Here is a 25,718-nt window from a genome sequence, read left to right as displayed (position 1 = left end):
CGTTTTTCTAAAGGTTTTAACCGAATGCCCACTACTGTTGAACTCGCCACCTTTGGGGCCGGGTGTTTTTGGGGTGTAGAGGCCGCCTTTCGCCAACTCGATGGCGTGGTCGATACCTCGGTGGGCTACATGGGTGGCCACTTTGAGAACCCCTGCTACCTGGATGTGCTGTCGCGCATTACCGGCCACGCCGAAGTCTGCCAGGTGCAGTTCAACCCCGCTGAGGTTGCCTACGACGCCCTGCTCGAAACCTTCTGGCGCATTCACGACCCCACCAGCCTCAACCGCCAGGGGGGCGATCGCGGTGAGCAGTACCGCTCGGTGATTTTTTACCACACCCCCCAGCAGGCCCAGATCGCCCGCCGCGCCAAACATCAGTTACAGAATTCCGGCCAGTACCCTAAGCCGATTGTGACCGACATAGAACCCGCCAGCGCCTACTGGCTCGCCTCAGAAGAGCACCAGCAATACTTTGGCTAATTACCCCTGCTCTACCCAGGCAATCACCTGGTCGCCTAGGCGCACATCGTTGAGGCGATCGATTTCGCGAATGCCGGTGGGGCTGGTGACATTGACCTCAGTGAGGTAGCCACCGATGATGTCGATGCCGACGAAGTAGAGGCCGTCGCGAATCAGGGTGGGGGCCAGCTGGCGGCAGATGTCGAGTTCGCGATCGGTAATCTCGGCTTTGGCCACCCGGCCCCCCACCGCCATGTTGCCGCGAAACTCGCTGCCGGTGGGAATGCGGTTGACCGCGCCAATGGGCTCGCCATTGAGCAAAATAATCCGCTTGTCGCCGTCTTTGGCGGCGGGCAGATAAGTTTGCACCATCACCGGCTCCTGGCCCTGGCGAGTGCTGATTTCAACCATGGAGTTGAGGTTGCGATCGCCCGCCTGCAAAAACAAAATCCCCTCCCCGGCCTTGCCGCCCAGGGGCTTGAGCACCGCCGAACCCCAGCGCTCTACCGTTTCGCGAATCACCGCCTTGCTCTGGGTGACGATAGTTTCTGGAATCGCGTCGCTAAACTGTAGGGCGTACATTTTTTCGTTGGCCGCCCGCAGCCCGCTGGGGGCGTTGATCACTCTCGTTTTGGCCGAATCCACATAGTCGAGAATGTAGGTGGCGTAGAGGTAGGGCACCGTTACCGGCGGGTCGGTGCGCATAAACACCGCATCCATGTCTTCTAACGGGCGCTGCACCGCCTCGCCCAGCTCAAACCAGGGGGTGGCTGCGGCCCACAGCCCATCCACCAGCTGCACCGGAGTCAGCTTGACCGGGTGCAGCAGCGCCAGCGCCTTGCCCGCCACCACGCTCAGGGCGTTGGCCGCCGTCACCCAAACCTCATGGCCCCGGTTCTGAGCGGCTTCCATAATTGCCACACTGGTGTCGTGGCCGGGGTCGAGCCGGTGAATGGGGTCGATAATAAATACAAATTTCACAGGGAATGCCCTTTACTCCAACTAGAGTTTTAGCATCCCACGCCAGGGGCAGCATGAGGCGGGGCTGAGACGGCTATTTGGCACCCAACGCCAGCAGTTCATCGACCGTCAGCCGCAGAGTTGGGAAACCCGCCGAGCGAATCTGCTGCTGCCCCCGAAAGGCCCGCCCCTGATAGCTCTCCTGCATCAGCAGGGCCAGTACCGTGACTTCAGCCGCCGTCGGGTCAACAATCCAGTACTCAGGAATGCGGCGCTGCTCGTACTGCTGGCGCTTGTCGATGTAGTCGCAGCGGTAGCTGTCGTCGCCGGGACTGCTGTAGGGAGCGACGATTTCGACCACCAGGGCTGGGTTTGGCACGTCGAGGGCGATCGCACTCTGTTTGCCGCTGAGCTGAGCGGCCAGTGTGGGCGTGAGCACCATCAAATCAGGAAAGCGATTCTCCTGAGGAATTTCGGGCAGAGTCGGCACCTGCAGGGTAACGGCATGGGTACAGATGAGCCTGCCATTCACCACCCGCTCTAGCCGTTTTGCCAGCCCCAGGGTCAGCGCGATGGTGCTGTCGTTTTGGGGCGGCAGCTCAACCGGCACACCATTCGTCAGCTCCTGCCGCCGCTGGGCAAGAGCATCTTGAGCAAGATACTCAGTAAACGTTAGGGATCGGGAGTAGCCGGAAGGCATGGTAAAAGCCTCTTGGTTCTACCCCCAGGGTAAACCTCAAAAAAGCTGGCCTGTTCTGCCCTGAAGGGTAGATTTGAGCCAACAGATCGACTGAAATTCCAGCGACTATTTCAGCTAAACCTGACCGTTTTTTTCCTTTAGTGAAAGCTTCTTTTGCAAGGGCGATCGCCTCAGCCAATTCACTGGTCGTCCCTGCTACAGCACCGCAATGCACTCAATTTCTACGGCCACATCCTTGGGCAGCCGCGACACCTCAACACAGGCGCGAGCCGGCGCATGGTCGCCGCCGAAGTACTTGGCATAGACCTCGTTGACGGTGGCAAAGTCATTCATGTCTTTGAGAAATACCGAGGTTTTGACCACATTGTCAAAGCTGGCCCCGGCGGCGGTAAGAATCGCCTTCAGGTTGGCAATCACCTGCTCAGTCTGGGCCACCACATCGCCTTCACCGACTAGCGCCCCCGTGGCTGGGTCGAGGGCCACCTGGCCCGAGACAAAAAGCATTTGCCCGCTGACGGCTACCGCCTGGTTGTAGGGGCCAACGGGAGCGGGGGCGGTGGGGGTGTTGATGATGGTGCGCTGCATGGGGAGGTAGGTGGGTGGATGGGTGGATGGGTGACGGGGTAACAGGGTGGATGGGTAACAGGGTGGATGGGTAACAAGGTGACGGAGTAGGGAAGGTGGGGGATAACGAGATGATGGGATGAATGGACTTTGCCTGAGTCATAGACCCGCCCACCCATCCACCCATCCACTCACCCACTCACCCACCCCTCACCCGCTGCCAAAGCGGGGGCGCTGGCCATAAAAGCGATACTGCCAATAATCGCGCAAAATGCGATCGTGATCAAAGCAAAGGTTGGCGGGCGTTTCCCAGGGGTTGATGATGGCGGCGGTTTTGGCATCGTCGCCCGCAACGGGGTCGGCGGTGGCGGTGGCCAGAAATACCACGCTCAGGGTGTGCTGGCGGGGGTCGCGATCGGGGGCAGAGTAAACGGCGAACTGCTCAACTAGCTCGACGGTGAGGCCGGTTTCTTCATGGGCCTCGCGGCGGGCGGCGGTCTCGACGCTTTCGCCGTAGTCGACAAAGCCACCGGGTAGCGCCCAGCCCAGGGGCTCGTGGTGGCGTTCGATCAGCACGATGGGGCGGTGGGGATGGTGCAGCAGCTCAATAACAATGTCGACGGTGGGGGCAGGGTTGCGATAGGCGGTCATGAAGAAGTGACTTTATAGAAAATTCGTTCAACCTAAAATAACTCTCTAGGCAGCCGACTGCCCGCCGAAGGCCGTGCTAGAGTCTACTGGAATTAAACCGAGCTAACTATGCCCTTTCCCCGTGCCAGTGGCATTTTGCTGCATCCCACGTCGCTGCCCAGTCGGTTTGGGATTGGCGACCTAGGTCCAGAAGCCTACCGATTTATAGATTTTTTAGCACATACTCGCCAGCAGCTCTGGCAGGTGCTGCCCCTGGGGCCGACTGGTCACGGCAATTCGCCCTACCTGTGCTACTCGTCGATGGCGGGCAACCCGCTGTTGATTAGCCTGGAGGTGCTGTGCGATCGCGGCCTGCTCTACCCCGACGAACTGCACGAGCTAGAGCACCTGCCCGCTGAATGGGTGTCCTTTGATGAGGTGATTCCGGTCAAGATGCGGCTGCTGGAGCGAGCGGCTAGCCGGTTTCATGAGAAGGCTTCGGAAGAAGATAAAAACGATCTGGCTCAGTTCAGCGAAGAGTGCCACTTTTGGGTCGATGAGTTTGCCTTCTTTATGGCGCTCAAAAATGCCCACGGCGGCGCGGGCTGGACCGACTGGCCCAGCGCGATCGCCCGGCGCGAGCCCGAGGCTATGGCCGAATGGCGCGACAAGCTGGCCAACGAAATTTTTTGCCAAAAGTTCTTGCAGTTTGAGTTTCACCGCCAGTGGCAGTCGCTGCGGCAGTACGCCCGCGATCGCCAGATTCAGATCATCGGTGACATTCCCATCTACGTTGCCCACGACAGCGTCGATGTATGGGCCTACCCCGACAACTTTATGCTCGATAAAGAAACGCTGGCTCCTTCGCTGATGGCCGGCGTGCCCCCCGACTACTTCAGCGAAACCGGACAGCTCTGGGGCAACCCCACCTACAACTGGGACGTGCTAAAAGAGCGAGAGTTTAACTGGTGGATTCAGCGCATCAACGCGCTGCTGGGCTACGTTGATATCATTCGGGTCGATCACTTTCGCGGGCTGCAGGCCTACTGGGGCGTACCCGCTGGCGAAGACACCGCTATGAACGGCGAATGGATCGACGCTCCCGGCACCGAGCTGTTTGAAACCGTGCGCCAAAAGTTCGGCAGCCTGCCGGTGATGGCCGAAGATCTGGGCATGATCACCCCTGAGGTCGAAGCGCTGCGCGATGAGTTTGAGTTTCCGGGCATGAAGATTCTGCACTTTGCCTTTGGCGGTGACAGCACCAACCCCTACCTGCCTTTCAACTACGTGCCCAACAGCGTGGTCTACACCGGCACCCACGACAACGACACCACCGTGGGCTGGTTTGAAAAAATGCCTGACTACGAGCGCCATCGCCTGATGGACTACATTGGCTGTCTCAGCCCTGAGGGCGTTCACTGGACTCTGATTCGTCTGGCGCTCATGTCGGTTGCCAACCAGGCGATCGTGCCCCTGCAAGACGTACTGGGCTACGGCAGCGACTGCCGCATGAACACCCCCGGCAAATCTGACGGCAACTGGGGCTGGCGCTACCGGGCCGAGGTGCTGACCGATGAGGTGCGCGATCGCCTGCGGTGGCTGACCGAGCTGTCGAATCGAGCCCCAGCAGAGGGGTAAATGAAAAGAGGCCGCAGTTGCGGCCTCTTTTCGATTCCTTCTACCGTTCCTAGCGGCTCAGGGTCAGCACCGGAATGCCTCGCATCAAAATATCGGTGACAGAAATTACCCCTAACAGCGCCCCGTCTTGAACAACGGGGGCGCGCTGTACCCCTGTGTCCGACAGCACCTGGGAGGCTGCTTGAATCGAGAGGTCGGGGGTTAGCGAAATGCAGGGCTGCCGCATGATGTCTTGCACCAGCACCTTCTCGGGGTCGTGGCCGCGGGCGACGACGGTATAGACAATATCGCGCTCGGTCACCATACCAAAGGGCATATCCTGAGAGCGGTGCTCAACCAGGAGCGATCGAATTTGCCGATGCTGCATCAGGTCTATGGCCTCGGCCACGGTGGCTCCGCTGGCAATCGTGGTGACGTGATGGGTCATGATGTCGGCAACGGTCAGCATAGGACTCTCCAGGAAACAGTGGGTAGGGGTAAGAAAGTAAACTCTGAAACGGCTGCACGGGAAGCGCAGACGATGGATAAGCCTCGACACAGGCAGAGAGCGAATATTTAGCGCTTGGCCAGAACCCGTTGGTAGCGTGCCAACCCAAAGAGCAAGCGACCAGAGAGCGCTACAGCGTCGCTGGCAGCGTCCTTGGCAAAAACTCTGGCCCTGGTCGACTCGATGGTGAATCGGCGCATAAATTCTGCTCAGCTGGCACTGCTATGCTGACCTGCTCAGCCAGATTAGTGAGCTATCTATAGGTTTATCTATGGGTTATAGATAGCCCTACAGCGATGCCTAAGCCTGTATCAATCTTATTTATGGTGCCCCCTGAGGCGGGCCACCCCCCTCATATTTGTACCTTTTCTTTAGATTTGCCCGTTTGACTCAGCCAAAAATGTTACAGACGATAAGCGCCAACGTGTCACCTTTTCCAAGCCGTCCAAAGAAGCATTCTAAAGAAGCATTCTATTTCGCAGGCCTATTTTTTAAGTTCCACGGTGCTGACTAAGGCCCCTTGCACGAGCCGGGGGGCTTGGGGGGCCATTGTCGAGGCCGCCGGCGCTGAAACACCTGCTGATGCTGAAGCCGTCGATGCAGGTAGGTGAGGGCACCACCCGCGATCGGCACCAGGGGCATGAGCGCTAGCCACAGGGCAGACGGAGGCTGCGGAGGCTGCGCTACCACCAGGGGCGTAAAGGCCAGGGTTTGCGCCCCCAGGGCCGGGGCGGGCAGCGCGAGAACGTTTTGGCGCAGGAGAGCGTCTAGGGCGAGCCAGGTTTGGGCACCTACTGTGCCATCGACGGTAACGCCCTGCTGCTGCTGCAGCGATCGCACCGCCGCCTCTGTATCGGCCCCATATCGACCGTCGATTGGCCCCCGGTAAAGCCCTAGCCTGGCCAGCTCTCGCTGTACATAACTAACCTGATCACCGCGATCGCCGGGCCGCAGCAGGGGCCGGGCCGCTGCATTCTGCACCTGAGCCAGGCCAGGCGCTGCGGATCCCAGCGGCATGCAGCCCAGGGCCATCAGCCCAACCAGGCAACTAACCAGCAGGCCGCTCCAGCAACCGGGCTTTGGCCATCGGGTGGTCATGGTATTACTCCCCAGGAAACGCCCACAGCCACAGGGGCAAGGTTAACAGCAGACTGGCCGAACTGAGACCTACACAGGTCACCGACAGGTCGCGATCGAGGTCGTAGGCCTCAGCCAGCACCAGGTTTGAAAAGGCGCAGGGCATGCCCGCCTGCAAGATCATCACCAGTCGGGGCGCGCCATCTACCCCCAGCAGGGTGAGACCGATACCCACGGCCAGGGGCAGTATCAGCATCTTAATCGCCACGGCTACGGTTGCCAGGTGCAGGTGGTGCCACGAGCTGAGCTGCTGAATGCGCAGCCCCATCAGCACCAGCGATAGCATCACGATCGCCCAGGCAAACTGGTATAGACCCTGGTCGAGCCAGGCGGGTAGGGCGATCGCTTTTAACCCCAGCCCCAACCCAAAGGCCAGAATGATCGGGTTTTGCCCGACGGCTCGCAGCCTGGTCAACCACTGCCGCTGCTGAGCCGCTGGGGGCCTCTGCCCGCCCAGCTCCGAGGCCAAAATTGCCCCCAGCCCGTAGGAGCCCAACAGGGTGCCCAGGGCATCGTAAAACAACGCCCAGCCAAACACCCCTACCCCGAGCTGAGGCAGCAGCAGCACCACCGGATAGCCGATGTAGCCCGTGTTGCCCAGCATGGCCGCCAGCGAAAAGCTGCCCTGGGTGGGCGGCGGCCACTGGGCCTGGGGCGTACGGCGAATCCACAGGCGGCTGCACAGCAGCCCCAGCAAAATGGCGGCCCAGGCCACTACCGGAGCCAGGTACAGGTTGCCCGACAGATCGGCCCGCCGCATAAACCCGACAATGCTGAGGGGAATGCCCAGCCAAAACAAAAACCGCCCCAGCCGCAGAGGCACCTGCTGATGTAGTTTTAGAGATTCTGGTGAACTGGGGTCAAAGCGCTGGAGCAAGGCCCCCAGAGCAATGCCAGCCCCGATGCCAGCCCCGATCGGCCCGTACAGACGCATCAATACCTCAAGCGGTGGCACAATAGCAGCCCTCCATGGCTCCAGTTACTCTGCTGCACGTACGCTGTCCCAAACCTCTGCCCCTGCTCTTTAACTCACCCTCTGCCCTGCGATTGTGACAGGCGAGGCCGGAGTTTGCGTCAGCCTGACTCAAGAGGTTGCGATCGCGGCGTTGCGGGCCATAATGGGTAGAGCTTTGCCGGAAGCGAATGACCATGTCACCCATCGACGATATTCCCCAAGCGGCCCGCGACGTACCTCTATACTCTACGGAGTCAGGCCAACCCGCCTGGCTGCGGCGCACTCGAATGCTGCGCCGGACTTTGGGTTTAGCGCTGCTGGCTTTGGCCGCAGGCGGGCTCGTGGCCTGGTACCAGACCAACGGGTTTTCTGCTACAGAATTTGCTCAGCCCTTCGAGACCATGATCAATCGCTCTGCCGCAGAGGCAGACGGCACCGCCCCGGTGGATAGCGGCCTGGATGAGAACCGCGCTGTCGCCAATCAGCTAGCCCCCTCCAGCCATACCCTGCTCAACCATCGCGCCTACGACGAAGCCCCTGCCGAAGACCTCGTGACGCTATCCAGCAACGCCAGCATTCGAATGCGCTCTACGGCGGCGGCCCAGTACGAGGCCATGACCCAGGCCGCCGCCCGCCAGGGAGTTAGACTGGTGCCCCTGTCGGGCTTTCGCTCCCAGGCTGAGCAGGAGCAGATATTCTTTAGCCTTAAGGCCGAGCGCGGCCAGGATGCCCAAACCCGCGCCGAGGTCAGCGCCCCACCGGGCTACAGCGAGCACCACACCGGCTACGCCGTCGATATTGGCGACGGCAATCAGGCGGGCACCAACCTCAACACCGACTTTCAAACAACCCGCGCCTACGAGTGGCTAGATACCAACGCCGTGCACTTCGGCTTTGAGCTGTCGTTTCCGCCCGACAACTTTCAGGGGGTAGCCTTTGAGCCCTGGCACTGGCGCTTTGTGGGCGATCGCACCAGCCTGGAGACTTTTTATCGCGAGTGAGCTGGCGCAAGTCAATCGGCGCGAGTAAACTGGCGTGAGTCAATTGGCGCGAGTAGACCCATAGCGCTGTCACCCCCCGGTTCTACAGCGTTGTCTAACGGTCGCCGACATGGTTCTTAGCTATTTTGCCTGGCGCTGATATATGACCCTTGCACGTCAAAAGTTTTCTGGGTACAGGTCAGCGGCATGGTTAAAAGGAACGGCAAAGACGGTAGTGCCCTGGGCCATGATTGGCGTTGTCCTCAGCGGGGCGTTTGGCCTTAAAAGCTTGCACTCCCAAGCCGAGCAGACCATCTCCGCTGCCCTCGGGCGATCGGTTCAGCTCGGCGGCGTGCGCGGCATTTCCCACCGCGGGCTGTGGCTGGGCAAGACCGTGATTCCCCTCACCGAAGCCGAGGCGCTGGCCGGGCAGATCGACGCCGTGGCGATCGCGTTTAACCCCTGGGCACTGCTGACTCGGCGCAAATGGCAGGCGGCGGTAACCCTGGTGCGGCCTGAGTTTTTGGTGGTGCTGCCTGAGGATGGGGCTGGCCCCAGCTTTAGCCTAGGTAGTGGAGGGGGAGCGGCGATCGCCCCCACCCGCTCTGTTAGCTTAGAAACGTTGCGGGTTGAGGCTGGTGCGTTTACCCTGTACGCCGCCCGACCAAACCCCGATGCCCCCGGTCAGCGATCGTCCCTGACGCTGCAAAATATTCAGGCCACGGTCAGCCGATCGCAGCGGCCCCAGCGCGATCGGGTTACTTTTGAGCTGGCTGGACGGCTCGGGCAGGGCCTGATCCAGACCAGGGGCACGGTCGATTTGAGCCAGCGATCGCTCCAGGCCAGTCTGCAGACGCAAAACCTGCCCCTGACTGGCCTCAATCCGGCCTTACCCTCGGCGGTTACCCTCCAGGCTGGAGCCATCGACAGCGACTTGAGCCTGTTTACCCCTTTGCCCAATGCCGCCGAGCCTCCCCTGGCGGCCCTCGACCTGGAGGGGAAAGTGGTGGTGCAGGATAGCCAGGCTCGGCTGGGGCAGCTATCGGCCCTGGTTAACCCTTTGCACAGCACGCTGATGTTTCAGGGGCAGCGGGTGCGCCTGGCCGACACCCACCTGCAGGTCGGTCCGCTGACCATCAACGCAGCGGGCAGCCTAGACCTGAAGACTGGCTATGACCTGAGTGTTCAGGTGCCAACCGTGGCCAGCGATGATTTGCAAACCATCGTGGGCGATCGCCTGCCCGTAGACCCCAGCCAGCCCTGGCAGTGGCAGGGCTGGATTACAGGATCATTTGAAGACCCTACGGATGAAGACCCCACACGTAAAGACCCTGCGGTGGTGGTGCGGCCCGACCCGGCTCTGACGCCGCCCGGCCGTCTGCCGCTCGACCTGGGTCTGGCAGCGGTGACGCTGGGTATGCAGGCCCAGGCGCTGCCCACCCGCGACTGGGTAAGCCCCATTGAAGGGGCGACCTACGGGTTTCGCAACGACGGAGCCTGGTTTACCCTCAGCGATGGCACGGTGGTGCCACCCCTGTCTGAGGCCGCCTACCAGCAGGCCAGTGGGTTACTGGGCAGCGGTCTGCGCCCGGCCCTCGATCGCAAGTTTTTTTGGTTTTTGCAAACCAACCCCTACGTCACCGCGATCGCCGCCGACTTGGCCAAGGGCAAGCTGCTGGGCTACCGCCAGGGCAACCGCTTCGACACCGATCGCTTTTTTTTAGACTATTTTGTGCCGGTTTACGCCGAGTCGAGCCGGGCGGCGGGGCTAGACCCCGGCGAGGCCCTGTGGATGCTGGACCACTCTCTGCGCACCCTGCAAGACCCGCTGCTGCGCAGCCCCGATGCCCGTCCTATTACAACCGGGTCGGGCACCGTCGGCTCGTTTTGGGCGGGGGAGCAGCTGTTGTCGATGCAGCAGCTGCTGACTCGGCCGCTGCTGGCGCTGCCGGGGCCAACCGGGCAGCTGGCTCGTCTAGCCGTGCTCAAGCAGCTCAATGCCTCTACCTCCCTCGACAGTCGGCGGCTGTCGAGCACCCCAGAGCTGATGTCTAAAATTCCCAACGTCACGTTTGGGGCCGAAGAGGGGGCGATCGCCCTGGCCCTGGGCATGATGCGGTTTGAGGGCGAGGGCATTTACCCGGAGTCGCTGCGATCGCTGGCCGCCTCAATTGAGCAAAACGAGCTAGACAAGCACGCCCTGCGCACCGCTATCACCGACAAAATGCGGCACTTGGCCACTGAGGATAGGGCCGCCCTGAGCTTTGCCCTGCTGCAGTTTAGCGATCGCGATTGGGCCGCCGTGGGCATGGGCAAGCACCTGATTCCCGGCGGGGCAGGCCACCTTACGGGCAGCAACACGCTGTCGGTGCTGGTGTCTCGTCAGGAGAAGGCGGGCTACGGCCTGGAGGCGGCTTACCAGAATAGTCGCCTGCTGCTGCTGGAAATGCTGTCGGGGGCCGACCGGGCAGCGGGGGGCGATCGCCTGCTGTTTGCGGTGCTCAAAGACTACGCCTTTAGCCCCCGCTTTTGGCAAATTTTGGCCCAAAAAGAACCGCTGCTGGCCGCTCGGCTGGGGGCGATCGCCGCCGACATCAGCCGCTACCGACAGCTGGCCCAGCAGGGGGCTAATCTGCACGAGGCCTTCTACGCGGCCCTGGTCACCGCCAACCAGGATATTGGCGTCAGCGCTACGCTCAAGCAGGCCGTGGGGTTTCAGGCCCACCTGGCCCGCCTGCTCGACCAGGCCTTTGCCCCCGCCAACCCCGGCGATCGCCGCTACCGCACCTTTCGCCGCAGCCTTGCCATCTACCTCAGAGAAGCTCCCGACATTTCGGTCTATGGCGGTACCGAAGCGGCGCTGCGGGCCTATGGTCAAGAGACCCTCAACGTGCAGGAGCTGATCGCCGTCGATGTAGCCGATGCCCCCCGGATTCGAGCCATGGCCCGCCTATACCAAGAGGCTTTAGCCAGGGGCCTGATTACAGAATGGGACGTCGCCGGGTTTCAGCGCATTTTGCTGACGGGGGCGCTGCTGGCGGCGGGGGTAGAGCGCCCCGCCTTACCCGCCGAACTGCGGAATGTGGGCTTTCCCAGCGCTCAGTTTCGTCGCGACCTGCTGTTTGTGGTAGGAGTAGAGGGCATTCAGGTGGAGGCGACCCGGCTGGGCATTCAGGCCCACGACCATCGGGTGAGCTTTCAGCCAGTGGCCCGGCCCGACTATCGTGCGCCTGGGCTGAATGGAGCCGACCCCGCTAGCTGCCCCACCGAGCCCTACGTGGCCGCGATCGCCCTTGGTGCCGCCAGCGCCTTCGTTTGGGATGCCGAGGCTCAGCGGGTAATCCTGCGGCGGGGCAGTACTCGCTGCCCCCTGCCCGAGAGCTGGACGGCGCTGTTTTTCCCGGCCCTGCTGGAGAGCATACCGATTGAGCACTCCGAGGCGGGCCGCGATCGCCTCCAGACCAGCCTGCAAACCGCCAAACAGCTCGAAGCCGGGATCTTTTGAGTCCCTAGCCCTCGCTCTCCATCCTCGCTACCATAGAGCAACGCCGACCGACAACAGCAGATGTTGCTGTCAACAAATGATGTTGCTGTCAACAAGTAAAGTATTGCTTGATGGAGTGATTGGAGACGACATGCGCGACACCACCCTCAACACCATTGCCATCGTCATCTTTGGGGTGACTATGGCCAGCCTGCTGGGGCCGATTATCGACTTGTCGCCAGCGGTGGTGGCGGTGTTTGCCGCCGTAGGACTGGGGGTGTTTAGCCTTGACCAGCTGGGTCTGGGCGGCCGCATTGGCGATATTTTGATGGACACGGTAGCCTGGGCCTCGCCTGAACACCGCCAGCGGGTGCTGCACCACGAGGCGGGCCATTTTTTGGCGGCGGTGCTGCTCGACATTCCGGTTGAGGCCTATACCCTCAACACCTGGGAAGCCTGGAAGCAGGGCATTCCCGGTCAGGGCGGCGTGGTGTTTGGCCCCAGCGACCCGGCAGCGCTGGCTCGCCTCACCCCCCAGAGCATCGATCGCTACTGTCAGGTGTGGATGGCGGGCATTGCCGCCGAGCAAATGATCTACGGCAATGCCGAGGGGGGCAACAATGACACCGCCACCCTCAGCCTGTTTTGGCAGGCCCTGGGCCGATCGCCCGCCGAAGCCCCGCTCAAGCAGCGCTGGGCCGCGCTCCAGGCCAAAACCCTGCTGGAGCAGCACCGCGATGCCTTCGACGCGCTGGTCGCTGCTATGGGCGATCGCGCCCCTGTAGCCGACTGCTGTGCTCTGATCGAGCAGCACCGCACCCCGCTAAAGGCGGTTTAGGCGACTTTTGCAAAAGATTATCTAATGGTGGGCACTGCCCACCCTGCGGTGGCTACGGTCGCTGGCTGCGAGGGGATGGTTGCTTCCTGGTTGAGAATCTCTATAGCTGACGGTTACACCTTTTGCAGCACAAACAGGCTGCCCTGGTTGCCGCGCCCAATCCGCAGGTCGTCGTCGAGGTAGGTGACCTCCAGCCAGCCCGACTGGCGCTCCGGGTTAATGCTGAAATCGAGGCCCTGCAGCAGCGAAAACTTGGGAGTAGTTTGCATTTTCTCGATGAACTGAGCCACCGACTGGTAGCCCAACGCCCGCCGCAGGCCCACCACACCCCGCACAAAGCGCACGTTCACCCTCTGGGTAGAAACGGGCTCCAGGGTCGCCGCCACCGCCACCAGGCCCGACAGCAGAGGCGGCCCGTTCACCTCGGCAATGTTGTAAATGCGGTTTTCGGCCAGGCAAATCGACTGGTAGATGGGGCCAAGGGAGGCCAAGGGCACGCGATCGATATTCAGCAGCTCGCGGCTGGTGGTGTAGAGCAAGCGCCAGTCGCCATTGAGGCGATCGCTGGCCTGCAGCGGCTCAGGCGTGGGGTTGCGGCCCTCCAGGGTAGCGGCAGCGGCCTGAATAGCGGCGCGATCGCTAGGGCTGCTATTGATCCCTCGATTGACTCCAGCGACCGCGTCTAGTAGCTCAGCTTTGCCCAACATGGCTCCAGTCTCCCAGCACTATCTCCGCAGCCAAGAGGCATGATACGGCAAAACCCCGAGAGCGGCAGAGTGAGCGACAGAAGGGGCGGCAAACATAGGGTCTCTGCTAGGATGGAGTGTCTGCCTCTTGCTATAGGCCACCGCTATGTCTGAAAAATACTACAACCCCTCATTGCGCCAGGTGCCCCGCAGCGCCAAGGCTCCCATTCTGCCGTCTTCGGGCGACTCCTCGATTCTGCACTGGCTAGAAGACATTGGCCGTCTGCGCAGCCGCGATGTCGTTGAAAACATCCCCGACGAGGCCGAAAACGAAGAAATTTCAGACCTGATGGGCAACGATGACAGCTTCGAAGACGATGACGATACCGATCTCGCCCTTGACGATGACGACGACTAGCCGCCGTACCCAAGCGGGCCTCAGCCGCGTCAGCCAAATTTATCGTTAAGTGTTGTTAAACTTCGCGTCTTAGTGAGACCATTCATTTAGACTTCCTGACTATTTCCTGCCGCCAGTCGTAGTCAATTGGAAGATCATCCAGTAGACTCCTGTTGGTGTGTGGTGTGATGCAATTGAGGAATTGTTCGTGGATGCGAAGTTTTTAGCATCGAAGCGGCTGTCTCTGAACGGCCAAACGCTATTTTGGCTGCTGGGCCTGGGTCTCAGCGCTGCCGCCGTCGGGCTAGACGGCCTTTTGGGGAACGCTGCCAGTCTGGGGGCGTCCATTACTGTGCCGTTCATAGTGGCGGCTCTGGGCAGCAGCCTGCTGGGCTTCACGGCCGTGCCCCTGCTGCGCGCCCTCAAGACCGGGCAGTTTATTCGCCAGGAAGGCCCCCAGGGCCATCTCAAGAAGGCGGGTACGCCCACGATGGGCGGGGCCTTCTTTGTGCCGGTCGCGATCGCCGTAGCCCTGGCCGCAACGGGTTTTGCCCGCGACGCCGTCGCCGTCTCGCTGCTGACGCTGGCCTACGGTGCCATCGGCTGGGTCGACGACTGGCAGGTGATTCAGCGCCGCTCGAATAAGGGCATTTCTCCCCGCGCCAAGCTGGGTCTGCAAATTGCGGTGGCCGTGCTGTTTTGCCTGTGGGTACTCGCCAGCCAGCCGGTCAGCTTGACTACCGTAGCTCTGCCCCTGGGCCTGGGTTTGCCCCTGGGGTTTCTGTTTTGGCCGCTGGCCGGGTTTGTGCTGGTGGCCGAGAGCAATGCCACCAACCTCACCGATGGCCTCGACGGGCTAATGGGCGGTACGGGCGCGATCGCCTTTATGGGTCTGGCCGCCATTGTGGCCCCCACCCACCCCGATTTAATGGTTTTCTGCGCCGCTATGGCCGGGGCCTGTCTGGGCTTTTTGCTGCACAACCACAACCCCGCCCGCGTTTTCATGGGCGATACCGGGTCGCTGGCGCTGGGTGCGGCCTTGGGCGCAGTGGGCATTCTCAGCGGCAACCTGTTTGCCCTGCTGGTGCTCACCCTGCTGTTCTTTGCCGAAACCCTGTCGGTAATTATTCAAGTCGCCTACTTCAAGGCCACCAAAGGCCCCGATGGCGTGGGCAAGCGCTTCTTTAAGATGGCTCCCCTGCACCACCACTTCGAGCTATCCGGCTGGTCTGAGATTCAGGTGGTAGCGGTCGCCTACGCCGTGACGGCAGGGCTGGCGCTGCTCGCCCTCCAGGTCAAATAGCCGCTTCCTTACCGCCTAAGGCTGCCTCCCCCAAAGGTTGACATGAATGTCTCAAACCTGCGTCCGTTGGGCAACCCGCCCAATGCCTGGTGGGTCAACGACCACACCGCCGATATTAGCCGCCAGGAACTACAGCCTCGGCTGGCGGTTTTAACTACCCAGACCAAGCAGGTGCGGTTTGACCTCAGCAAAACGGCCTGTCTGGTGGTCGATATGCAAAACGATTTTTGCCACCCCGACGGCTGGCTGGCCAGTATTGGGGTCGATGTCACCCCGGCCCGGCAAGCGATTGGGCCGCTGCAAACCCTGCTACCTCAGCTGCGATCGGCCCAGGTGCCGATTGTGTGGATCAACTGGGGCAACCGCGCCGACTTGCTGAACATCAGCGCCGGGCTGCGGCACGTCTACAACCCGTCTGGGGCGGGGGTTGGTCTGGGCGATCCACTGCCCGCCAACGGTGCTCCGGTGCTGACCAAAGGCAGCTGGGCGGCGGCGGTTGTCGATGAGCTCCAGGCCCAGCCCCAGGATATCTGGGTTGATAAGTATCGCATGAGCGGCTTTTGGGATACGCCCCTCGACAGTATTTTGCGCAACCTGGGCAAAACCACCCTGCTATTTGCCGGGGTAAACGTAGACCAGTGCGTAATGGCGACCCTGCAAGACGCCAATTTTCTGGGCTACGACTGCATTCTGCTGCGCGACTGTAGCGCCACCACTTCGCCCGACTACTGCGCCCAGGCCACGGTCTACAACGTCAATCAGTGCTTTGGGTTTGTGGCCGACAGTGCTGCGATCGCCGCCGCTCTAGGGGCTGTCGTCAATTAGCTGCTAAACGTTCAAGAATCAAGGGTTACAGGCCCTAGCTTGTCTTTGGGTCGGGGCGTGGCAAGGCTGACATACCGAGCTTTTGGTCAGAATTAATGACACGCCCTAAGACTCGTTAATCAACACTCGTTGCTTGACCTGGTCGGCAAACTATCAGCGGTAGCGTATTTTTTTAAGTAATACACGTAAACTATAAGGCAGGGGAGGGGCCAGAGCGCTTTTTCCTGAAGGCCTGTGTTTGCCCTGACTATCGTCTCCATCTGCAGGCCCAGCGGCAAAACTTTTTTTGATTCAGCTGGTGCATTCGCGCCAAATTGAACTACCCTTGGGCAGACCAATTATCAGCCTAGTTTTTCAGTCTTCAACGCCCCTTCTACCGTCATCATGAACGCACCTTATTCTTCCGAATCGGCTTACCCAGGGGCGGTTGCCCCAGAGGTACCCCAGGGTAACCGTCAGGCTCCGTCCGTACCTATTTCGGTGTACCGCGAGCTGGCCACAGAACTGCGGGCGACCCAGGCTATGGTCGATTCGCTCAATCAGCAAAACCAGCAGCTTACCCAGCAAAACCAGGTGCTGCGTCAGGAAATGATTCGCTTTGCCGACTCAGCCGCCCGCCTCAAGCAGGCCATCGAGGTCAGCCAGCCCCAGCCGCTCGATATGGCCAACGGAATGGCCAACGGCGGGCGATCGCCCCTAGAGGTCCACTTCAACGCCGAGGCCCAGGCGATGGCTCCTGCCTACCCCATGTCTCTACCGACAATGTCCAGCGACGACGGGGCAACAACGTCTTTGCCAGAGCGGCTTTCTGAATCGGTGGGTGAAGGGGTCTCTAACCTGGCCAGCCAGATCACCCAAATCGTCAAAAAGCCCAAGGCCAAAAAACTGTCTAAAAAGCCACCTCAGCGGCCACAGTCCGGAATGCCCCAGCGGCTTTACACCGAAGAGCGCCTCGACCCCAACCGCCCTGGGCAGCTCAGCCAGCGGTCCTCAGATCTGAGTGGGCTATGGCTGGCCGCCACCATTCTGCTGATTGTCGTCAGCGCCTTTGGGGCCGGTTTTCTGATCATGAAGCCGCTGCTGAATACCTCTCGCTAGGGCCTCTCGCCAAGGCTTTGTCGCTAAATTAGACAAAGCGCTAACCCCAACCACCGCCGTCTCTTCTACGGTTTTGTAGCGAGCGATGCAGTATTCTAGGGGGCAAGCCCGATACACATAGACCGAAGCTAAACGAAAATCGCTGAAGCACCCAGTTTGATCTATGAAAAAAATAGAAGCTATTATTCGCCCCTTTAAGCTAGACGAGGTCAAAATTGCCCTGGTCAACGCTGGTATTGTCGGCATGACTGTTTCGGAGGTGCGCGGCTTTGGTCGCCAAAAGGGGCAGACCGAGCGCTACCGTGGTTCAGAGTACACCGTTGAGTTTTTGCAAAAGCTCAAAATCGAAATTGTGGTCGAAGAGGCCCAGGTTGATATTGTGGTTGACAAAATCATCTCCGCTGCCCGCACTGGCGAAATTGGCGACGGCAAAATTTTCGTCAGCCCCGTAGACGACATTGTCCGCATTCGCACTGGCGAGAAAAATACCGAGGCCGTTTAGCTCAGCTGATCTGGCTCGACTCGTTGAGAACGTAACCTCAGGCGCAGCGGAAGGCTGCGCCTTTTTCATGAGGATGCAGGATCAGAGATACCTTCAACGCAGCTTTTCAATTTCTAAATCGAGGGGCTAGCTGCGATTTGGTAAACTCTACTACTCCAAGCCGAACTCCAAACCGAACATTTGATGCCCGTGGTGCAATCCCCAGTTCCGCTAGATCAACCAATACAAGCGCTGCTCGACCCCTTTGGGCGGTTTGGGGTGGAGCTGGGGCTAGAGCGCATTCAGCGGCTGCTGGCGGCCCTGGGCAACCCTCAAACACGGGTACCCATCGTGCATGTGGCGGGTACCAACGGCAAGGGATCGGTGTGTGCCTACCTGGCGGCGGTGCTGCAGACGGCGGGCTATCGAGTCGGGCGATATACTTCGCCTCATCTGGTGAGCTGGCGCGAGCGCATTACGGTGAACGACGCGCCAATTCAGGCCCAGGCTTTAATGCAGCGGCTGCATCAGGTGGTGGCCGCCATTGACCCAGCTCAGCCCTCACCCACCCAATTTGAGGTGTTTACCGCTGCGGCCTGGCTGCACTTTGCCGACGTGGGTGTTGATCTGGCGGTCATGGAGGTGGGCTTAGGGGGGCGACTCGATGCCACCAACGTGGTGGATGCGCCTCTGGTTAGCGTGATTACCTCCCTGAGCCGAGAGCACTGGCAGCGTCTTGGCCCCACCCTGGCCGATATTGCTGGCGAAAAGGCAGGGGTGCTCAAACCAGGGCGGCCAGCGGTCATCGGTCCACTTCCCCCCGAGGCGGAGGCCGTGGTCAAGGTGCGACTGGCTGAGCTGGACTGTCCGGTGGTGTGGCCCACCCCGGCGGTACCGCTTGAGCATGGCCAGGCCCGCTACGGCAGCGGTGACGATGCCATCACCTACCCGCTGGTGCTGCTGGGTGAGCATCAGCGGGTCAATTCGGCGGTGGCGATCGCCGCCCTCCAAAACCTCCGCCATCAGGGCTGGAAAATTTCCGATGCAGACATTGTCCAGGGCATGGGCAAAGCCCGCTGGCCCGGACGCCTGCAGTGGGTGAGATGGGGCCAGGACTCGGTCAGCTATCCGCTGCTGATCGACGGTGCCCACAACCCCGCCGCCGCCGAGGTGCTGCGCCAGTATGTCGATAGCTGGTGGGCCAGTCAATCAGTCAGCCCCTCAGGAACGGCCTGGCTAATGGGCATGCTTGCCACCAAGGACCACCGCGATATTTTTGCGGCTCTGCTGCGGCCCGGCGATACCCTGCATCTGGTGCCCGTGCCGGGGCACGAAACGGCGGCACCAGAGGATTTGGCGGCGATCGCGCGATCGGTCTGCCCCAGCCTGGCCCATTGTGAGATCTACAATTCCCTCAGTGACGGGCTCACCGCCCTGGGGCACACCCCCAGCCAGCTCAAAGTGCTGTGCGGCTCGCTGTATCTGATCGGCTATTTTCTGGCCACCGAAGCCTACCAAAACCAGGCCTAGCCGCTCACTGGCCTAGCCTAAACTCGTCGAATTTCACTACCTCAGAGTTTGGCTGCCGGGTGTCGAAGTAGTAGCTGCTGACGGTGCCCTTCTCGGTTTCAAACACGCTAAAGACGGTGATGTCGTTGCTAGCGACGTAGGGCAGGGGCTGGCCGCTGTCGTCGCGCAGGGGGGCGAGGGTGGGCACGACAGGCTCCAGGCCGTTGGGGTCGCCCTGGGCCACGTAGTCGGTGGGGGAGTAGGTTACGGCTGAGCCCTCAATGGTTTCAGGCGGCACCGGGCGCGACTTGTCGTTCCAGAAGGCCCCATAGGAGTTGCCGACGTTAGAGGTTTCGAGGTAGTGGGTGCCCTGGGGTGACACAAAGCGGTTCCACAGGTGCGAGTGACCGTAGAAGACCAGATCTACCCCGGCCTGCTCTAGCAGGGGCACCAGGTCGCGGGCGATGTAGTCGTCGGCGCGGGGGTACTCGTAGCGCACGCCTGTGAGGCGACCCTGGCTGTCGCGATCGTAGCGGCGCACCGGGTTGGTAAAAGCGGGCACGATGTTGTCGCCCAGGGTGTGGGGCGGGTGGTGCATCATCACCACCTTATACCGGGCCTGGCGAAAGGCATCGCTGGCCAGCTCTTGCTCCAGCCACTGGTACTGCAAGCTGCCCCGCTCGATCGGCTCGAAAATGTGCTGACCGTGGCCCCAGTTTTGCGGCGTGCCCAGGTCGGCCTCGCGCTCCTGGTAGCGGCCCCGCGTGGTGGCATTGAGCTGGGAGGGCCGCCAGATCTGGGTCACATAGAGCGACACCAGGCGAACATCGCCCAGGGTAATGGCGTAGTAGCGGCTGGTCGTCTCGGGGCGATCGGGGTTGGGCACCTGGGTGACGGGCAGGCTAAAGAGATCCTCGTAGGTCTGGCTGTTGAACGAATTGTCGACAATCCACTGGCGGCGCAGCTCGGGGTCGCCAGCGGGGTTAAACAGGTCGGCATTGGCCTCGTACAGGCCCACTGCCACCTGTCGGGGCACGGGCTGGTTAAACTGCTCTCCCAGCGGAGCGGTGGCGGCAAAGCGCCCCATTACCTCGTGGTTGCCCAGGGTTGTAAACAGCGGCGCGTGCTGGATGATTTCGCCCCCTCGATAGCGCACGGTGCGGCCATTGCGCTCCAGGGCATAGCTCGTGTTGCCCTGTAAACAGGGAAAAAAGCCGCAGCCCCGGCTGTCGTCAAACCACTCAGAGGCGCGATCGGGAATGTTGACCAGATCGCCCGCAAAAAACACTGCGTCTACCCGGCCCAGGGTTTCGTCCACCTTTTGCAGGTTGGCGGCGGTCATGGGCATGTTCTGGTGGTCAGAGGTCAGCAAAACTTTGAGCGGCTGTCCGGGAATGGGGGCTCCAGCCAGGGTAAAGACGCGGCTTTCGGCTACGATGCCGTCTGGCCCGGTGCTGGCCACCCGGTAGGGCACCCGCTGCCCCGGCGGCAGACCGGTCACTTCGGCCTCGTGCCGCCAGATCGGCCGCCGCACGGTTTGCTGAAGATCGGCAAAGTTGGGGTGGTCGAGCCGAGACTGGCCGTCTTCTCGGGTGCGGGTTAACTGGGTGGTGAGCGCTGGTGCCTGGTTGGGTAAGTTAGCATCAGGGCGCTGATCGGCTGTCCCCCACCGGACCTGGTGGTCTTGGCCCTCAAACTCAGTAAACCACACCACCCGTACGGTACCGGGGGTGGGGTACTGTAAAAACGGGTCGGTCAACAGCTGGGTGGGCACGGCAGTAACCTCGGAGGATGGAGCAACCGACGATGTACGAGGCTCTAGAGCAATCAAAAGAATGGCCGTTAGCACGAGCAAAAGGCCCGCTGTCAGTAGGGTCAGGTCTTCGCGTCGCATGGTTCTGAGCCTTCTTTGCTAAAGCCTCGACAGCCCTAGGTTAACGGTAAATGTAGCGCTGGCCAATTCGCTTAGGACAGTACTCATGACTATAGCCAAGACTGGGACGGCGCATTGGCGTATGGCCATCACCTAAATGTGACCTACGCAGTCGCCTTAACCGTTATGGCGATGGCCATGACGACAATATAAAAACTGTCTGTTCACTGTTAACGTCACTGAAAAGTTGTGCCACCTTTAGAGGGCCTAGAAAAGCAAACGCTGACATATACTGGCGCAGAGCAACGGACATGGCTATGGCATTTCCTCTCAACTTTAGGCTGGGCAAACGCGCTCTCCGCTGGTCGGGGGGCGGTTTGCTGGCGGCAGTTTCGATCGGAATGCACGGACTGCTGCTGGGAATGCCGATGCCTGGGAGTGCTCCTGAGGCCGAAGACAAGTTGACCGAGCTCAGCGATCCAGCGGCAGTCATGGATGTGGTGCGCCTGCCCGCGTCGTCAAAACCGATCGCGGCAGGGGGGACGCTGGCCCCAGTGCCCGCCACCCCAGCTGCCCAAACCACTCAACCGGCGCGATCGCCTGTGGCCTCTGCGCCTGAGGCCCCTGCCCCTGAGGCCCCTGCGCCCGCCACGCCGCCGCCAGCTAGCCCCCAGACCTCTCCTCCGCCCCAGGCGGCTCCGGGACCGCCCCCAGAGAACATCGCCCTGGAGCCGCTGCCCTCAGCGCCGCCCCCGCTCACCCTGGACGATCGCCTGCGCGACCCGGCCCAGTACCAGTTCAACGGACAGGCCAAGTCGCTGCTGAATGACGAAGTCTCGCTCTACACCAACAATTTGTCCAATTGGCTAGAGCAGGAGAGCCAGGGGCTGAGCAATGACGATACCCCCATGCTGGGGACTAAGCTAGCCCCAATTCAGGTTGCCTACCCAATTAATACCTGCCTGGTACCGCCCCCCATTGAGGGGCTGATAGGGGTCATCGTCAGCCCCACGGGCCAGCTGGTTAAAGATCCGGTACTGCTCGATAGCACTGGCTACACTGTCCTGGATGAAAAGGCCCTGGAGGGCGCGCTACAGCGCACCTTTGCCCCCCAGAGCGGGGCATTGCCCAACCCCCAAGCTCACTGGCTGCCGGTGCAGGTACAGTACGATGGGGCAAATTGCACCCCTTAAGGAAATCTTTAGCCCCCCCCAGGGTAGAGGCAGCGGAGCGTATAGCTTGTCATAGTGGCATCTAAGTCGATTGCCGCTACTGATGTTCCCATGGCTCAAGCTATTTCTACCTCCAGTAACTCTGTTCAGGCATACCTGAAGGAGATTGGTCGCATTCCCCGACTCACCCGTGATGAAGAAATTTCTCTGGGCAAGCGGGTGCAGCGGCTAAACCAGCTCAATGCGATCGCCGCCAAACTCTCCAAGTCATCGGACCAAGATCCTTCCACTGAAGATTGGGCCGCTGCCGCCAACCTGTCGGTGGAGGACTTAAATCAGGAGCTGGAGGCTGGAGAGGCCGCCCGCCGCCGCATGGTGGAGGCCAACCTGCGCCTGGTGGTCTCGATCGCGAAAAAGTACACCAAGCGCAACCTCGATCTGATGGATCTGGTGCAGGAGGGCACCCTGGGTCTGCAGCGGGGCGTAGAAAAGTTTGACCCCACCAAGGGTTTCCGCTTTTCGACCTACGCCTACTGGTGGATTCGCCAGGCCGTCACTCGGGCGATCGCCGAGAAAAGCCGCGCCATTCGCCTACCCATTCACATTTTCGAAAAGCTGACCAAAATTAAGCGTGCCCAGCGCCACCTGGCCCAGGAACTGGGTCGCACCGCCACCCTCGAAGAAGTGGCCAACCATCTAGACATGCCCATTACTCAGGTGCGTCAGTTTTTGGCCCAGTCGCAGCAGCCGATGTCGCTCAACGCCATGGTGGGCGACAAGGGCGATACCGAGCTGGCCGATATGCTCGAAGACGACCAGGGGCGATCGCCCGAAGACTATGCGGCCCAAAACAGCCTGCAGCAAGATATTTTTCGCATTCTCGATCGCCTGACCCCGCAGCAGCGGGAAGTGCTGGTGCTGCGCTTTGGCCTCGGCACTGGCGAGGGGCTATCGCTCTCAAAGGTAGGCCAGCAGCTCAACGTCAGCCGCGAGCGGGTGCGCCAGATCGAGCGCGATGCGATTAAGAAGTTGCGCTACGCCCGCCACGACTTGAAAGCGTATTTGGCTGGATAAGGCAAGTCAGGCAATTGACTAACGCATGGGCAAGCGGTTTTACCCCTTGCCCATTTTTGCGGCTGTCTATCCAGAGAAAACCTGTGAGCTCTACACCAACGGGGCTAACGACATCCTTCAATCTTGCTCGAAATTGGCCTCTCAGTCCATAAGTCCCGGCGGTACCATAGAGCAACGGTGCAGCGCGATCGCCGCCCAACCCGCTTCCTCAGCCCCCTATGGATCTCTTTGATCACAGTCGCCAGGCCCAGATCGCCCGCGATGCGCCCCTGGCGGCGCGGCTGCGACCTCGCACCCTCGATGAATTTATCGGCCAGGATGCCGTGGTGGGGCCGGGGCGGCTACTGCGCCGCGCGATTCAGGCCGACCAGCTCTCCTCACTGATTTTTTTTGGCCCGCCGGGCACGGGCAAAACCACCCTGGCTCAGATCATTGCCAACACCACCAGCGCCCACTTCATCGCGCTGAACGCCGTGCTGGCCGGGGTAAAAGACATTCGCGAGGCGATCGCCGCCGCCCAGGATCTGCGCGGCCAGTACGGCAGGCGCACCATTCTCTTTATCGATGAAGTGCACCGCTTCAACAAGGCCCAGCAGGATGCGTTGCTGCCCTGGGTGGAGAACGGCACGGTGATTTTAATTGGGGCCACCACCGAGAACCCCTACTTTGAAGTCAACAAAGCGCTGGTCAGCCGATCGCGCATCTTTCAGCTCAAGCCGCTGGAGTCAGCGGATCTGTACCGGGTGGTGGAGCAGGCGCTGGCGGATCGGGAGAGGGGGTATGGCGATCGCGCCATTCAGCTTGCCCCCGATGCCCTGGATCATCTGGTAAATGTGGCCAACGGCGACGCCCGCGCCCTGCTCAACGCCCTGGAGCTGGCGGTGGAAACCACGCCCCCCGATGCATCGGGCCACATCCAGATCACCCTGGACGTGGCGGAAGAATCCATCCAGCAGCGGGCGGTGCTCTACGACAAAGAGGGCGACGCTCACTTCGACACCATTAGCGCCTTTATCAAAAGCGTGCGCGGCTCCGACCCCGACGCAGCCCTGTACTGGCTGGCCCGCATGGTCTACGCGGGCGAAGACCCCCGCTTTATCTTTCGTCGCCTGGTGATTTTGGCTAGCGAAGACATTGGCCTGGGCGACCCCCACGCCGTCACGGTGGTGACCAGCTGTGCCGCCGCCTTCGACCGGGTGGGCATGCCCGAGGGCCGCTACCCCCTGGCCCAGGCAACGCTGTATCTGGCGACGGCACCCAAATCCAACAGCACCATGGGCTTTTTTGATGCCCTGGCCGCCGTCGAGCAGGAGCGCGAGCGCGAGGTGCCCAACCCCATGCGCGACGGCAACCGCGACAGCAAAGGCTTTGGCCACGGCAAAGGCTACCTGTACCCCCACGCCTACCGCGACCACTGGGTCGAGCAGCAGTATTTGCCCACGGGCTTGCAGGGGCAGGTGTTTTACCAGCCGTCGGACCAGGGCTACGAGGCGTCGATTCAGACCCAGGTGGCCCAGCGGCGCGAGGCTCAACTGGCGGCGCTGGTGGATGGCGGCGGCGCGCTGCCCGAAACCCTCACCTACAGCCCCGACGACCCGGCCCGCGATCGCTGGCTGCAGCGCACCCTCAGCCAGGCGGGCGAGCAGCTGGGGCAGGTGCGCGATCGCATTTTTGAGCTGGCCCCGCCCCAGCGCCACCACCGCGTGCTCGACCTCAACGCTCGCACCGGGCTGCTCACCTGGGAGGCCCTGCGCCGGGTGCCCGAGGGCGGCGTCTATGCCCGTGTCCACACTGCCCAAGACCAGGCCGCGCTGGAGGAACAGGCGGCCCAGCTACCCAAACTGGTGCGTCCCGTGTTTGTGCATGCCGACTTTGAAGCCCTGGCCGCCTACCTGGAGTCGCACACGCCAGGGGTGCGCTTCGAGCGCATCGTGGGCCGCAATGCCTTTGGCCAGGTGGTTAACCGCGATCGCTTTGTCGAGATTGTGCAGGGGTTTCTCGCTGCCGATGGCGCGGTGGTGCTGGCCGAAACCATTCCCCGCCACAGCCAGCGCATTTCAGAGCTGGTCGATACCGCAGCCCTCAGCAAAGCGCTGGTCAAGCGCTGGCATCAAGCTGAGGATGCGATTCACGGAGTGATCCCTTCGGGAATCGCCCACTCCACCACCGACCCTCGCTTCAACTGGCAGGCCGACACCCTAGAAACCTTGTTTCGCAAAGCAGGGTTTACGGTGCAGCTCACCGAAGATGTTTTGCACAGCAGCATCTATGTGTCTTCTGCGCTGCTGCAGCGGTGGTTTGCGACGGGCGGCACCCCACCCAGCTACCGTGACCAGCTGGCCCAGCATCTATCGGATCAAGATATTGCCACTATTCAGCAGAGTTGTCAGCGGCAGCTCCAGGGCAAGACCGTGCAGTGGCGATCGCCCCTGGTCTACCTGGTGGCCAGGGCCAGCCCTTAACAAACA

At 61.3% G+C, this 25,718-nt stretch carries 23 protein-coding genes; 14 read left to right on the top strand and 9 right to left on the bottom strand.

From position 1 onward, the window contains the following. Positions 1-24 precede the first annotated feature (24 nt). Entirely contained in the window at positions 25-480 is a 456-nt protein-coding gene (gene msrA, locus ACQ4N7_RS14165) for a peptide-methionine (S)-S-oxide reductase MsrA (protein ID WP_430712152.1), read from the top strand. Here msrA and gshB read toward each other — a convergent pair whose 3' ends face one another. From gshB to ACQ4N7_RS14145, 4 genes are all read right to left on the bottom strand, one after another. Beyond that, positions 481-1,440 (bottom strand): glutathione synthase, encoded by a 960-nt coding sequence (gene gshB, locus ACQ4N7_RS14160; protein ID WP_430712151.1) that lies wholly within the window; start codon positions 1,438-1,440, stop codon positions 481-483. A 73-nt stretch (positions 1,441-1,513) separates the two neighbouring features. Beyond that, a complete protein-coding gene (locus tag ACQ4N7_RS14155) occupies positions 1,514-2,119 on the bottom strand; it encodes a Uma2 family endonuclease (RefSeq protein WP_430712150.1) in 606 nt (201 codons plus the stop codon). 195 nt (positions 2,120-2,314) lie between these two features. Beyond that, positions 2,315-2,704: a RidA family protein gene (locus ACQ4N7_RS14150; RefSeq protein WP_430712149.1), complete on the bottom strand. Its 390-nt coding sequence runs from the start codon at positions 2,702-2,704 to the stop codon at positions 2,315-2,317. Positions 2,705-2,893: 189 nt separating this feature from the next. Continuing rightward, positions 2,894-3,334 carry an NUDIX domain-containing protein gene (locus ACQ4N7_RS14145; protein WP_430712148.1) on the bottom strand — a complete coding sequence of 147 codons (441 nt, stop codon included), beginning with the start codon at positions 3,332-3,334 and terminating at the stop codon, positions 2,894-2,896. Positions 3,335-3,442: 108 nt separating this feature from the next. Between ACQ4N7_RS14145 and malQ the strand changes: the two genes are divergently transcribed. Further along, positions 3,443-4,951 carry a 4-alpha-glucanotransferase gene (gene malQ, locus ACQ4N7_RS14140; RefSeq protein ID WP_430712147.1) on the top strand — a complete coding sequence of 503 codons (1,509 nt, stop codon included), beginning with the start codon at positions 3,443-3,445 and terminating at the stop codon, positions 4,949-4,951. 49 nt (positions 4,952-5,000) lie between these two features. Here the strand turns inward: malQ and ACQ4N7_RS14135 are convergent, their stop codons facing one another. The 3 genes from ACQ4N7_RS14135 to ACQ4N7_RS14125 all read right to left on the bottom strand — a co-directional run bounded on the left by ACQ4N7_RS14135 (position 5,001) and on the right by ACQ4N7_RS14125 (position 7,509). Further along, complete coding sequence (locus ACQ4N7_RS14135) at positions 5,001-5,399, bottom strand: CBS domain-containing protein (RefSeq protein ID WP_430712146.1); 399 nt, start codon at positions 5,397-5,399, stop codon at positions 5,001-5,003. 549 nt (positions 5,400-5,948) lie between these two features. Next, positions 5,949-6,536 (bottom strand): peptidoglycan-binding domain-containing protein, encoded by a 588-nt coding sequence (locus ACQ4N7_RS14130; RefSeq protein WP_430712145.1) that lies wholly within the window; start codon positions 6,534-6,536, stop codon positions 5,949-5,951. A 4-nt stretch (positions 6,537-6,540) separates the two neighbouring features. Beyond that, positions 6,541-7,509, bottom strand: coding sequence for an AEC family transporter (locus ACQ4N7_RS14125; protein WP_430712199.1), 969 nt, complete (start codon positions 7,507-7,509; stop codon positions 6,541-6,543). 215 nt (positions 7,510-7,724) lie between these two features. Here ACQ4N7_RS14125 and ACQ4N7_RS14120 point away from each other — a divergent pair, with 215 nt between their 5' ends. From ACQ4N7_RS14120 to ACQ4N7_RS14110, 3 genes are all read left to right on the top strand, one after another. Then, a complete protein-coding gene (locus tag ACQ4N7_RS14120; RefSeq protein WP_430712144.1) occupies positions 7,725-8,531 on the top strand; it encodes a M15 family metallopeptidase in 807 nt (268 codons plus the stop codon). Between the two features lie 142 nt (positions 8,532-8,673). Further along, complete coding sequence (locus ACQ4N7_RS14115) at positions 8,674-12,015, top strand: DUF748 domain-containing protein (RefSeq protein ID WP_430712143.1); 3,342 nt, start codon at positions 8,674-8,676, stop codon at positions 12,013-12,015. A 130-nt stretch (positions 12,016-12,145) separates the two neighbouring features. Beyond that, positions 12,146-12,832 (top strand): ATP-dependent Zn protease, encoded by a 687-nt coding sequence (locus ACQ4N7_RS14110; RefSeq protein ID WP_430712142.1) that lies wholly within the window; start codon positions 12,146-12,148, stop codon positions 12,830-12,832. A gap of 113 nt (positions 12,833-12,945) precedes the next feature. Here ACQ4N7_RS14110 and ACQ4N7_RS14105 read toward each other — a convergent pair whose 3' ends face one another. Then, positions 12,946-13,539: a PAP/fibrillin family protein gene (locus ACQ4N7_RS14105; protein ID WP_430712141.1), complete on the bottom strand. Its 594-nt coding sequence runs from the start codon at positions 13,537-13,539 to the stop codon at positions 12,946-12,948. A gap of 145 nt (positions 13,540-13,684) precedes the next feature. Here ACQ4N7_RS14105 and ACQ4N7_RS14100 point away from each other — a divergent pair, with 145 nt between their 5' ends. The 6 genes from ACQ4N7_RS14100 to ACQ4N7_RS14075 all read left to right on the top strand — a co-directional run bounded on the left by ACQ4N7_RS14100 (position 13,685) and on the right by ACQ4N7_RS14075 (position 19,152). Continuing rightward, on the top strand, positions 13,685-13,936 hold the full coding sequence (locus tag ACQ4N7_RS14100; RefSeq protein WP_106870064.1) for a DUF3134 family protein: 252 nt from the start codon (positions 13,685-13,687) through the stop codon (positions 13,934-13,936). A 187-nt stretch (positions 13,937-14,123) separates the two neighbouring features. Further along, on the top strand, positions 14,124-15,218 hold the full coding sequence (gene mraY / locus ACQ4N7_RS14095; protein WP_430712140.1) for a phospho-N-acetylmuramoyl-pentapeptide-transferase: 1,095 nt from the start codon (positions 14,124-14,126) through the stop codon (positions 15,216-15,218). A 42-nt stretch (positions 15,219-15,260) separates the two neighbouring features. Further along, the gene (locus ACQ4N7_RS14090; protein ID WP_430712139.1) at positions 15,261-16,043 is read left to right on the top strand and encodes a cysteine hydrolase family protein; all 783 of its coding nucleotides are present in this window, start codon (positions 15,261-15,263) and stop codon (positions 16,041-16,043) included. 384 nt (positions 16,044-16,427) lie between these two features. After that, positions 16,428-17,141 (top strand): hypothetical protein, encoded by a 714-nt coding sequence (locus ACQ4N7_RS14085; protein WP_430712138.1) that lies wholly within the window; start codon positions 16,428-16,430, stop codon positions 17,139-17,141. Between the two features lie 163 nt (positions 17,142-17,304). Continuing rightward, positions 17,305-17,643: a P-II family nitrogen regulator gene (locus ACQ4N7_RS14080; RefSeq protein ID WP_430712137.1), complete on the top strand. Its 339-nt coding sequence runs from the start codon at positions 17,305-17,307 to the stop codon at positions 17,641-17,643. Positions 17,644-17,826: 183 nt separating this feature from the next. Continuing rightward, complete coding sequence (locus ACQ4N7_RS14075) at positions 17,827-19,152, top strand: bifunctional folylpolyglutamate synthase/dihydrofolate synthase (RefSeq protein ID WP_430712136.1); 1,326 nt, start codon at positions 17,827-17,829, stop codon at positions 19,150-19,152. 4 nt (positions 19,153-19,156) lie between these two features. On the opposite strand, the gene ACQ4N7_RS14070 is transcribed toward ACQ4N7_RS14075, so the two are convergent. Continuing rightward, positions 19,157-21,025: a metallophosphoesterase gene (locus ACQ4N7_RS14070; RefSeq protein ID WP_430712135.1), complete on the bottom strand. Its 1,869-nt coding sequence runs from the start codon at positions 21,023-21,025 to the stop codon at positions 19,157-19,159. Positions 21,026-21,321: 296 nt separating this feature from the next. Here ACQ4N7_RS14070 and ACQ4N7_RS14065 point away from each other — a divergent pair, with 296 nt between their 5' ends. The 3 genes from ACQ4N7_RS14065 to ACQ4N7_RS14055 all read left to right on the top strand — a co-directional run bounded on the left by ACQ4N7_RS14065 (position 21,322) and on the right by ACQ4N7_RS14055 (position 25,712). Further along, complete coding sequence (locus ACQ4N7_RS14065; RefSeq protein WP_430712134.1) at positions 21,322-22,197, top strand: hypothetical protein; 876 nt, start codon at positions 21,322-21,324, stop codon at positions 22,195-22,197. 90 nt (positions 22,198-22,287) lie between these two features. After that, positions 22,288-23,250 (top strand): RNA polymerase sigma factor, RpoD/SigA family, encoded by a 963-nt coding sequence (locus ACQ4N7_RS14060; protein WP_430712133.1) that lies wholly within the window; start codon positions 22,288-22,290, stop codon positions 23,248-23,250. 218 nt (positions 23,251-23,468) lie between these two features. Further along, positions 23,469-25,712 (top strand): AAA family ATPase, encoded by a 2,244-nt coding sequence (locus ACQ4N7_RS14055; protein WP_430712132.1) that lies wholly within the window; start codon positions 23,469-23,471, stop codon positions 25,710-25,712. Positions 25,713-25,718 lie beyond the last annotated feature (6 nt).

Source organism: Nodosilinea sp. AN01ver1 (genome assembly GCF_050565655.1).
Taxonomy (GTDB): Bacteria; Cyanobacteriota; Cyanobacteriia; order Phormidesmidales; family Phormidesmidaceae; genus Nodosilinea.
This window is presented reverse-complemented; position numbering and strand designations above follow the sequence as displayed.